Source organism: Pseudomonas sp. HS-18 (assembly GCF_020401845.1).
Taxonomy (GTDB): Bacteria; Pseudomonadota; Gammaproteobacteria; order Pseudomonadales; family Pseudomonadaceae; genus Pseudomonas; species Pseudomonas nitroreducens.
Map to the genome: position 1 here is coordinate 1,973,520 of NZ_CP084413.1, position 11,961 is coordinate 1,985,480.

At 65.5% G+C, this 11,961-nt stretch carries 3 protein-coding genes; all 3 read left to right on the plus strand.

The genetic code is table 11. The features are described from left to right. Positions 1 to 397: 397 nt before the first annotated feature. The 3 genes from LDJ84_RS09230 to LDJ84_RS09240 all read left to right on the plus strand — a co-directional run bounded on the left by LDJ84_RS09230 (position 398) and on the right by LDJ84_RS09240 (position 11,961). Positions 398 to 9,229 (plus strand): retention module-containing protein, encoded by an 8,832-nt coding sequence (locus LDJ84_RS09230; RefSeq protein ID WP_226046246.1) that lies wholly within the window; start codon positions 398 to 400, stop codon positions 9,227 to 9,229. A 175-nt stretch (positions 9,230 to 9,404) separates the two neighbouring features. Then, on the plus strand, positions 9,405 to 10,589 hold the full coding sequence (locus LDJ84_RS09235) for a thiolase family protein (protein WP_024764396.1): 1,185 nt from the start codon (positions 9,405 to 9,407) through the stop codon (positions 10,587 to 10,589). A 316-nt stretch (positions 10,590 to 10,905) separates the two neighbouring features. Further along, positions 10,906 to 11,961: a putative 2-aminoethylphosphonate ABC transporter ATP-binding protein gene (locus LDJ84_RS09240; protein WP_065086430.1), complete on the plus strand. Its 1,056-nt coding sequence runs from the start codon at positions 10,906 to 10,908 to the stop codon at positions 11,959 to 11,961.

The following is an 11,961-nucleotide window of genomic DNA, read 5'->3' on the forward strand; positions in this document are numbered from 1 at the left end:
CTGTAACATCAGAGCTAAGAACAACTTTTCGAAAACCTCAGAAGAATTTTTCACATGGGTTATTCGGAAAAAATCTTATGAGTCATGTGAAAAACCGCACATTGTTTGAACGTGCAAGCCCTCGTATTTCCTGGGTATGGGCGGGAAAGGCGCTTGCAAACGAAGCCAGGTACGGTTTGTAGCAGTTAGGGCGGGGACCACCGCAGAAGGACAATAAAACGCGTGGCCAGCATGACAGAAAATTGTCGCTGGCTTTTTGATACGCAAACGCTACCAGTCCTTTTCGCACCCTTCGCAGCTTTCGTAGCGGCATCCGGATACAAGCGTGCCATGGCCTGTTCAGGTTACTTGCGTGTCGGTGGAACCGGCCGCGGACAGTGCAGTGGAGGAAGGACTCATGGCTACTTTGATGGGTGTCGTCAGCAAGGTAATCGGCGAAGTGTTTGCGGTAGCCGCCGATGGATCGCGTCGTCCTTTGGAGCAGGGAGACAAGGTTTTCGTAGGCGAGCAACTGGTCACCGGCGCCAATGGTGCGGTGGCATTGAAAGTCGCTGGCGGCGGCGAGATCACCCTGGGCCGCGACAGCGCCTTGCCGCTGACCTCGCAGATGCTCGCTGCTGCGCACCAGGCGCAGAACGGTGACGAGCAGGTAGCACAACAGCCTGCGCCGCCGAGCGCGAAAGACACTGCCGACGTCAAGGCCCTGCAGGCCGCCATCGCCGCGGGCGCCGACCCGACCCAGCAGGCCGAAGCCACTGCCGCAGGTCCCCAGGCGGGCAACGCGGCCAATGGCAAACCCGGTGGCGGGCACTCCTTTGTTCTGCTGACCGAAGTCGGCGGGCATATCGACCCGACCATCGGCTTCCCCACCGGGCCGATCGGCTCCGGGCCACTGCCCCTGCGCGAGTTCGACGGCGTTCCGCAGCCGCGCGCCGAGGCCGTTACGCCGCCCGAGGTCCTGCCGCCGGATGGCCAGCCGAGCGCTGGCCCCAACGGCCCTGGCACCGCCAACGTATTCGAGGCCGGCCTGCCCGGCGGGATTCCCGATGGTGCAGGCGAAGGCGCGACCTTCACCGGCAGCCTCGGCTACAACTTCGGCAGCGATGGCGTCGGCAGCTTCGCCTGGGGAACCGCAGGGCTGCCCAGCCTGACCTCAGGCGGTGTCGCCATCACCTACAGCGTCAGCCCCGACGGCCACGTACTGACCGGTAGCGCCAACGGCACGCCGGTGTTCACCGTGACCCTCACCGATATCAATACCGGCGCCTTCGAAGTGAACTTGCTGCAGCCGGTGGATCATCCGGTGAAGGGCAGCGAAGACACCCTGACCTTCGAGATTCCCTACACCATCACCGATGGCAACGGCACCCCGGCCAACGGAACCCTGACCGTGGGCATCGTCGACGATGCACCGCAGGCCGGCCTGTCCGCCGACAATGGCGTGGACGTGCTGCTGCAGACCCACGACGCCAACACCGCTGGCGCGGCCTTCGACACCTCCACCGCCGACTACAGCTCGGCCTTCCAGGTGACCGCCAACTATGGCGGCGACGGCGCCGGCAGCACCCAACTGACCTACAGCCTGAACCTGGTCGGCGGCAACGGCGCCAACTCGGGCCTGACCAGCGGCGGCGCCACTATCTACCTGTACAGCGTCGGCGGCGCCATCGTCGCCTCCACCTCCGCCAGCGCCGCCGGCATTACCGGCGAGAACACCGTGTTCTCGCTGTCGGTGAATGGCAGCGGCGTGGTTACCCTGACGCAGTACAGTGCCATCGACCATGCCCTGCCGGGCAGTGAAAGCGGTTATGCCAGCCAGACCGCAGTGCTCGATTCCGGCCTGGTGCAACTGCAGGGCAACCTGACGGTCACCGACCGCGACGGCGACAGCGTTTCGTCCAGCAGCTCCATCGACCTCGGCGGCCGGGTGAGCTTCACCGATGACGGCCCGACCGTCGCCGTGGGCAATACCGAAGGCCTGCATCTGACCGTGGACGAGACCAACCTCGGCCAGGACGCCACCAGCAGCGTGGCGGTGGGTGATCTGTTCAACGCCCAGTTCGGCGCTGACGGCGCCGGCACCATCACCTACAGGATCGGTACGACCGACAATACCGACAGCGGGCTGAAAGACACCGCCACCGGCGACAAGATCTTCCTGTTCAACACCGCCAACGGCGTCGAAGGACGTGTGGGCGGCGCGAACGGCGAAGTCGCCTTCCGCGTGACCCTGGGTAGCGACGGCAAGATCACCCTCGACCAGGTGCGTGCGCTGGTGCACCCGGACGCTGCCGATGCCAACGACCCGCTGAGCCTGGGCGCCGGCAAGATCAGCCTGTCTGCCACCGTGACCGACGCCGACGGCGACCATCAGAGCGCCAGTCTCGATCTGGGCAGCAAGCTCACCTTCCTCGACGATGGCCCGCGCATCGCGCCGGTGGAAGGTGGCGATATCCACCTCACCGTGGACGAGACCCAACTCGGGCAGGCCGCCACCAGCAACTCCGTCGCCGACCTGTTCAACGGCCAGTTCGGTGCGGACGGCGCCGGCTCCATCAGCTACAAGCTCGAAGCCGCGGACAACACCGATAGCGGCCTGAAAGACACCGCCACCGGTGAGCGGATCTTCCTCTACAACACCGCCAATGGTGTGGAAGGGCGCCTTGAAGGCACCAGCACCGTGGCCTTCCGCGTCACCATCGACGGTGACGGCAAGGTTACCCTGGAGCAACTGCGGGCCCTGGCCCATCCCGATGCCAGCGATCCCAACGATGCGCTGACCCTGGCCGGCAAGATCGCCCTGACCGCCACCATCACCGACAAGGATGGCGACAGCGCCACCGCGCAGATCGACCTGGGGGGCAAACTGACCTTCCTCGACGACGGCCCGAGCATCACGCCGTGCCAGGACGCCGACATCAAGCTGACCGTGGACGAAACCCACCTGGGCGTGAACGACACCAGCTCGATCACCGTGTCCGACCTGTTCACCTCCCACTTCGGCGCTGACGGCGCAGGCGCTATCACTTACAAGCTGACGACCGAGGACGGCAAGGACAGCGGCCTGACCGATACCGCCACGGGCGAGAAGATCTTCCTTTACAACACCGCCAATGGCGTGGAAGGGCGGGTCGGCAGCAGTGCCGACGTGGCCTTCCGCGTGACCCTTGGCGCGGACGGCAAGGTCACGCTGGACCAGGTGCGCGCGGTGGTTCACCCGAACACCAGCGACGCGAACGATGGCGTCAGCCTCGACGCGAACAGCGTCACCCTGACGGCGACCATCACCGACAAGGACGGCGACAGTGCCCAGGCCCACATCGACCTGAGCGGCAAGCTGACCTTCCTCGACGACGGCCCGAGCATCACGCCGTGCCAGGACGCCGACATCAAGCTGAGCGTGGACGAAACCCACCTGGGCGTGCCGGACACCAGCAGTGCCTCGGTCGCCGATCTGTTCACCACCCACTTCGGTGCGGACGGCGCCGGCGAGATCACCTATAAGCTGGCCGGGGCCGACAACACCGATACCGGTCTGAAGGACACCGCGACCGGTAGCCGGGTGTTCCTCTACAACACCGCCAACGGCATCGAGGGGCGCCTGGAGGGCACCAATACCGTAGCCTTCCGCGTGTCCATCGACGGCGACGGCAAGGTCACCCTGGAGCAGTTGCGCGCCCTGGCGCACCCCGATACCAGTGACGCCAACGATGCGCTCAACCTCAGCGGCCAGGTCACCCTGACAGCGACCATCACCGACAAGGACGGCGACAGTGCCAGTGCCCATGTCGACCTGGGCAGCAAGCTGACCTTCCTCGATGACGGCCCGAGCATCGCCCCGTCGAGCATCTACGACATCAGCCTGGAAGTGGACGAATCCGACCTCTCCAACGACGCCCGCGTCGAGTCCAGCCTGGTCTCGCTACTGTTCGAGACGCACTTCGGCGCCGACGGTCCGGGCAGCATCACCTACAAGGTCAGCACGGTGGATGGCACCGACAGTGGCCTGAAGACCACCCAGGGCGAATCCATCCTGCTGTACAACGTCGACGGCACCGTGGTCGGCAAGGTCCAGGGCAGCGGCGCGATCGCCTTCGTGGTCAGCGAAGACCAGGGCGCGCTCATGCTCGACCAGCGCCTGGCGCTCAAGCATCCGGACACCAACGACGCCGATGATCCGCTGCGCCTGGAAAGCGGCAAGATCACCCTGACCGCCACCATCACCGATGGTGACGGCGACAAGGCTTCGGCCCATGTCGACCTGGGCAGCAAGATGGTGTTCTACGACGACGGTCCGCGCATCGAGCCGTGCACCGACGCCGATATCAAGCTGACCGTGGACGAGACCAAACTGGGTGTCGACGCGCAGGCTTCGGCGGGTGATGTCGCGGCACTGTTCACCGGCCACTTCGGCGCCGATGGCGCCGGCGGCATCACCTACAAGGTCACCACCACCGACGGCACCGACAGCGGCCTGAAGGACACCGCCACGGGCGGGAAGATCTTCCTCTACAACACCGCCAATGGTGTCGAAGGGCGCGTGGAGGGCACCAACCTGGTGGCCTTCAGCGTGAACCAGCACAACGGGGTGATTACCCTCGACCAGCAACGGGCGCTGGTACACCCGGTGACCACCGATGCCAATGATCCGCTGAGCATCGGCGCCGACAAGATCACCCTCACCGCGACCATCACCGATGGCGACGGCGATCATGCATCGGCCAGCATCGACCTGGGCGGCAAGCTGACCTTCCTCGACGATGGTCCCAGCATCCAGCCGTGCACCGATGCCGACATCCGCCTGGAAGTGGACGAAAGCAACCTCGCCAGTGACGCGCGGGTCGAAGCGCCGCTGGTGTCGGAACTGTTCACCGCCAGCTTCGGCGCTGACGGCGCCGGGTCGGTCACGTACAAGGTCAGCACCGTGGACGGCACCGACAGCGGCCTGCGCGAAACCGCCGGCGGCGCGCGCATCCTGCTGTTCAATGACGGCAACGGCGTGGTGGGCAAGGTCGAGGGCACTGGCGCCATCGCCTTCGTGGTGCGCCCCGATGGCGGTGCGCTCACGCTGGACCAGCGCGTGGCCTTCATCCATCCCGATGCCCACAACGACGATGAAGCCCTGAGCATCGCCAGCGGCAAGATCACCCTGACCGCCACCATCACCGACAAGGATGGCGACAGCGACAGCGCCTCCATCGATCTGGGCAGCAAGCTGGTGTTCCACGACGACGGGCCGAGCATCGTGGCCAACCAGGCCGATGGCCCTGCCCTGGTGGTGGACGAGAGCAACCTGGGCGCCAATGCCAGCGCCAGCGTCAGCAGCCTGTTCACCAGCCACTACGGCGCCGATGGCGCGGGTTCGCTGGTGTACAAGGTGGTCGCTGCGCAGGATGGCAGCGACAGCGGCCTGCGCGTCACCAATGGCGACAAGATCTACCTGTACAACGAAGGCAATGGCGTGGTCGGCCGGGTCGGCGGGCAGAGTGGGGCGGTCGCCTTCACGCTGACGGTGAACAACGGCACTGTCACTCTCGACCAGCAGCTGGCGCTCAAGCATCCCGATGGCAACAACCCGGATGACCCGCTGAGCATCGCCAGCGGCAAGATCAGCCTGACGGCCACCATCACCGATGGCGATGGCGACTCCCACAGCGCCAGTGTCGAACTGGGCAGCCAGCTGAGCTTCCATGACGACGGCCCGAGCATCACTGCCAGTGCGCAAGGTGCACCGGCTCTGGTGGTGGACGAGACCAACCTGGGTATCGACGCCAGCGCCAACATCACCAGTCTGTTCACCAGCAGCTATGGCGCCGACGGTGCGGGCTCGCTGGTGTACAAGGTGGTCGCGGCGCAGGATGGCAGCGACAGCGGCCTGCGCGTCACCAGCGGCGACAAGATCTACCTGTACAACGAGGGCAATGGTGTCGTCGGTCGAGTGGGCGGAGCCAACGGCGCCGTTGCCTTCACGCTGACGCTGAACAACGGCAGCGTGACCCTCGACCAGCAGATGGCGCTCAAGCATGCCGACGCCAGCAACCCCGATGATGCGCTGAGCATCGCCGACGGCAAGATCAGCCTGACCGCCACCATCACCGATGGCGATGGCGATTCGAAGTCCGCCAGCCTGGACCTGGGCAGCAAGCTCAGCTTCCATGACGACGGCCCGAGCATCACCGCCAATGCCGCTGCGGCGCCGACCCTGACCGTCGATGAAACGCACTTGAACGTCGATGCCACCGCCAACTTCAGCACGGCCTTCACCGCCAATGCCGGCGCTGACGGCGGCAGCACGACCTACAGCCTGAGCGCGACCACGGGCACCCAGAGCGGCCTGCAGACCACCGCCGGGCAGAACATCGTGCTGGTCAAGGTCAGCGCCACCGTGGTGGAAGGCCACGTCGGCACTGCCAGTGGCGCGACCGCCTTCACCCTGACGCTCGACAGCGGCACCGGCGTGGTCAAGCTCGACCAGCAACTGGCGCTCAAGCACCCCAACGCCAGCGACCCGAACGATCCGCTGAGCCTGGCCAGCGGCAAGATCGGCCTGGTCGCCAGCGTGACCGACGGTGACGGCGACACGAAATCAGCGAGCATCGACCTGGGCAGCAAGCTCAGCTTCCTCGATGACGGCCCGACCGCGGTGGACGACTCGCCGCGCTGTCTGGTGCAGCAGGCGCCGCCAGCGGTGAACCTGACCCTGGTGGTCGACGTTTCCGGCAGCATGGCCGGCGACAAGCTGACCAACGCCAAGGCGGCCCTGGTCAACCTGGTGCAGCAGTATGCGGCCATGGGGATTGCCATCCATGTATCGCTGCTGAGCTTCGCGGCCACTGCCAAGGACCTGGGCGACTTCAACTTCACCGGCACTTCCGACGCGCAGTACACGGCGCTGGTGAACAAGATCAATGGCCTCAGCGCCGACGGCGAGACCAACTACCAGGCTGCCCTGGACCTGGCCAGGACCAATGTCACCTCCGACATCACCGTCAGCGGCCATGATCCGGCGGCGATCAACCGGGTGTACTTCATCTCCGATGGCGAGCCGACCACCGGCAACACCAACTCGGCAATCACCCAGTGGAAGGCCTTCCTGGCCAACCCGGACGGCGACGGCAATGACGCCACCAACCATGTGGATGCCTACGCCGTCGGTCTGGGAGCCTCGATCACCGATGCCGACCTCAAGGGCGTGACCAATACTGGCGATCCGATCATCGTCACCAAGCCCAGCGACCTGACGGCCACCCTGCAGAACCTGGTGACCATCGACTCGGTGAGCGGCAACCTGCTGGCCAACGACCTGCCGGTCAGCGCCGATGGCACCGTGCGCATCACCCAGGTCGAGTTCGGCGGCGAGAAGTTCGCGGTGGATGCCGCGGGCAACCTCACCAACGAGAACCCCAACGCCACCACCGCGACCGGCAGTTACAACGCCAGCAGCGGCCTGCTGACCATCCAGACGGCCAACGGCACGCTCACCGTCTACCTCAAGGACGTGACCGGCCACCAGGCCGGCGACTACAGCTACGCCTCCAAGGCCGGCGTGGCGTTCCCGGAAAGCGGGCAGATCAGCGAGGTCTTCAAGTACACCATCGTCGATGGCGACGGCGACACTGCGTCGGCCAACCTCAAAATCTGCCTGAAGTACGGCCAGCCGATCCTGGTGGTGGGCAGCAACAGCGGCGACGTGGATGGCTCGACCGTCCTGCACACCGTCCCCAGCCCGCTGGATGCGGACAAGGCCGGGCAGATCAACGGCAGCGGCGGCAACGACGTGCTGATCGGCGATGCCGGCGGGGTCTCGGTCTACACCCAGCCGGGCAAGAACTACAACATCTCGCTGATCGTCGATACCTCCGGCAGCATGGCCGACCCGTCGGGCAGCAACATGTCGCGCATGGCCCTGGCGAAGAACGCACTGATCAACCTGGTCAACACCATCAAGGGACACGACGGGGTGATCAACGTGAGCCTGGTGTCGTTCAGCGACAACTCCCACGTCACCACTTTCAATGGCCTGAGCGCCGCCAACGTGGCCGCGCTGATCGCCGCCATCAACGCTCTGAGTGCCAGCGGTGCGACCAACTACGATGACGCGATGAAAGCGGCCTCGCAGTGGTTCAACACCCAGGTGACGACCAACCATGCCGATGCGGCCCATGGCTACATCAACCTGGCGTTCTTCCTCACCGACGGCAACCCGACCGTTTCCAACAGCGACTCCAGCTCGGGCAACATCACCAACTACGGCGACATGAACAATGCACTGGTGTCGGGCAATGACATGCTTCACCACGCCGGGGCGCTCACGGGCGACAACGCGGTGGACGTCAATGCCATCGGTATCGGCAACGGCATCAACAGCAACTACCTGAAGTTCTTCGACAACACCGACACCACGGGCACCGGCTCGGTCACCCTGGATGGCAAGACCATCAACGCCAGCGTCGGCGAGCCGCAGATCATCAACACCGCCGAGCAATTGCAGGCAGCGCTGCAGGAGGGCTTCAGCACCAGCACGCCGGTCACCGTGGGCAACGACCACCTGGTCGGTGGCTCGGGCAATGACATCATCTTCGGCGATGTCATCAACACCGACTCGCTGGCCTGGGCCGGGCATGCCGCCGGATCGCACAACGGGCAGGGCTACCAGGCGCTGGTGGACTACCTGACCGCCACCAACGGCAGCGCGCCAACGGTCGCGCAGGTCACCAACTACATCGTCCAGCACGCGGACCAGTTCAACGTCGCCGGCGATACGCGCGGTGGCAACGACATCCTCGAGGGCGGCGCCGGCAATGACCTGATGTTCGGCCAGGGCGGCAACGACAAGCTGATCGGTGGCCCCGGCGACGACATCATGTACGGCGGTACCGGCGCGGACGAGTTCATCTGGAAGTCGGGCGATACCGGGCACGACGTGATCAAGGACTTCAGCATCGCCGAAGGGGATTCGCTGAACCTCGCCGACCTGCTGCAGGGCGCGTTGCCCACCGCCGATTCGCTGTCCCACTACCTGTCCTTCTCGGTCAACTCGGGCACCACCAGCATCGCCGTCAGCCCCACCAGTGGCGGCGCCGCGACCCAGACCATCGACCTGGCCAACGTCGATCTCTCCGCCAAGTACGCGGGCCACGCCGGCAGCGGCGTGCTCTCGGCGGGAGATACCCACACCGTGCTCAACGGCCTGCTGGGTGACCACGCGATCAAGACCGACACCGTCTGACCGGCGCAATACCGGTCGAAACCGCCGCCTCCGGGCGGCGGTTTCGTTTGTGCCTGCCCAACGAGGGTGGGGGCACGGCTATACGGCTGGTGAATGATCGTCGCGGTGCTCCGTCAGTGGCGCTTATGCTCCACGCACACCTTCCTCAGTCCAACAACAAGCAACGAGGTTTCCCATGCGCGAAGTGGTGATCGTCGACAGCGTCCGTACCGGCCTGGCCAAGTCCTTCCGTGGCAAATTCAACATGACCCGTCCGGACGACATGGTCGCCCATTGCATCGACGCGCTGCTGGCGCGTAACAACCTCGATCCGTTGCTGGTGGACGACTGCGTGGTCGGCGCCGGCTCCAACGAAGGCGCCCAAGGCCACAACATCGGCCGCAATGCCGCGGTACTGTCGCGCCTGGGCACCCACGTCGCCGGCATGACCCTCAACCGCTACTGCTCCTCGGGCCTGCAGGCCATCGCCATTGCCGCCAACCAGGTGGCCTCCGGCTGCAGCGACATCCTGGTGGCCGGCGGCGTCGAGTCCATCAGCCTGACCGCGGGCAAGATGAACCGTGACAACTTCGTCAACCCGCGCCTGGAGTCGGACTTCCCCGGCATCTACTACCCCATGGGCCAGACCGCCGAGATCGTCGCCCGCCGCTACAACGTCACCCGCGAAGCGCAGGACCTGTACTCGCTGCAGAGCCAGCAGCGCACCGCACGGGCCCAGGCCGAAGGCCTGTTCGATGACGAAATCGTGCCCATGAGCGTGAAGTACCTGGTGGAAGACAAGGCCACCGGCGAGAAGAAGGTGCTCGACGCCGTGGTGGATCGCGACGACTGCAACCGCCCGGAAACCACCCTCGAGGGCCTGAACTCCCTCAAGCCGGTATTCGCCGAGGATGGCTCGGTCACCGCCGGCAACGCCTCGCAACTCTCCGACGGCGCCTCGATGACTCTGATCATGACCCTGGAAAAGGCGCTGGAACTGGGCCTCAAGCCCAAGGCCTTCTTCCGTGGCTTCACCGTCGCCGGCTGCGAGCCGGACGAAATGGGCATCGGCCCGGTGTTCTCGGTACCGAAACTGCTCAAGGCCAAGGGCCTGCAGGTCGCCGACATCGACCTCTGGGAGCTTAACGAAGCCTTCGCTTCCCAGTGCCTGTATGCCCGCGATCGCCTGGGCATCGACAACGAGAAGTACAACGTCAACGGCGGCTCCATCTCCATCGGCCACCCGTTCGGCATGACCGGCTCCCGCCAGGTCGGCCACCTGGTGCGCGAACTGCAGCGGCGCAACCTGCGCTACGGCATCGTCACCATGTGCGTGGGCGGCGGCATGGGCGCCACCGGCCTGTTCGAGGCGGTACGCTGATCCAGGCAAGACGGCCAGCGGCCTGCGCCGCTGGCTGATCGGCAGCGACCGCTCCACGCAAGCGGGACGAGGCCCAGGAGAACCCCCGGCGGCGACGCCGGGGGTTTTTCATGTCTGCTCCTGCAGGACGAAGGACGAGCCGTTCAACGTCGCCACTTCCAAAATTTTTTCGCCCCTGTACCAAAATCTGCCTATGGATCTATCGGCGCACTTGGCCCTTTGGAAATAGTGCCGTCGCAATCCGTCCCTAGCATGGACCTCGTTCCTTCACGCCGCGGCACCCGCAGCGTGGACCACAAGAAAACGAGGTACCGCCATGCATCCCACCATCGCCGGCACACCGCTCAGCGTGCGCCGCATCCGCAAGCGTTTCGGCCAGTTCGTCGCTCTCGACGGCGTGTCGCTGGACGTCAAGGCCGGTGAGCTGGTCTGTCTGCTCGGTCCCTCCGGTTGCGGCAAGACCACGCTGCTGCGCTGCATCGCCGGCCTGGAGCAACAGGATGACGGCAGCCTGCACCTGGGCGAGCGCGACGTGTCGAACCTGCCGCCGCAGGCGCGGGACTACGGCATCCTGTTCCAGTCCTACGCGCTGTTCCCCAACCTCACGGTGGAACAGAACATTGCCTATGGCCTGACCAATGCAGCCAAGGAAGAAGCCCGCCGCCGCGTCGCCGAGATGCTCGAACTGGTCGGCCTGACCGGCAGCGAGAAGAAGTACCCCGGCCAGCTCTCCGGCGGCCAGCAGCAACGCGTCGCCATGGCCCGCGCGCTGGCGCCGAGTCCGTCGCTGCTGCTGCTCGACGAGCCGATGTCGGCGCTCGACGCCCGTGTCCGCGAACACCTGTGCGGCGAGCTGCGCCAGCTGCAGAAGAGCCTGGGCATCACCACCGTGATGGTTACCCACAACCAGGACGAAGCCATGCTGATGGCCGACCGCATCGCGGTGATGAACCACGGGCGCATCGAGCAGTACGGCACCGCCCAGGAAATCTACAGCACGCCGAGCACGCCCTTCGTCGCCGAGTTCGTCGGCCAGGGCAACTGGCTGCCCTTCGAGCGCGGCAGTGATGGTCATGCTCGCGTCGGCAGCCTCAACCTGCGCCTGCACAGCCAGGCGCAAAGCGCCTCGGGCCGGCTGTTCTGCCGCCCGGAAGCGATCAGCGTGAACCCGGCGGTGCACCAGGAAAACCTGTTCCGCGCGCAGATCCGCGAGATCACCTTCCTCGGCAACCGCTGCCGCATGAGCTTCGAGCTGGAGCAACTGCCGGGCCATGCGCTGCTCGCCGAGCTGGCGCCGGAGGACATGCCGCGCCTGGGCACTCCGGATATCTGGGTGTCACTACCGCCGCGCAGCCTGCAGGTGTTCGCCTGA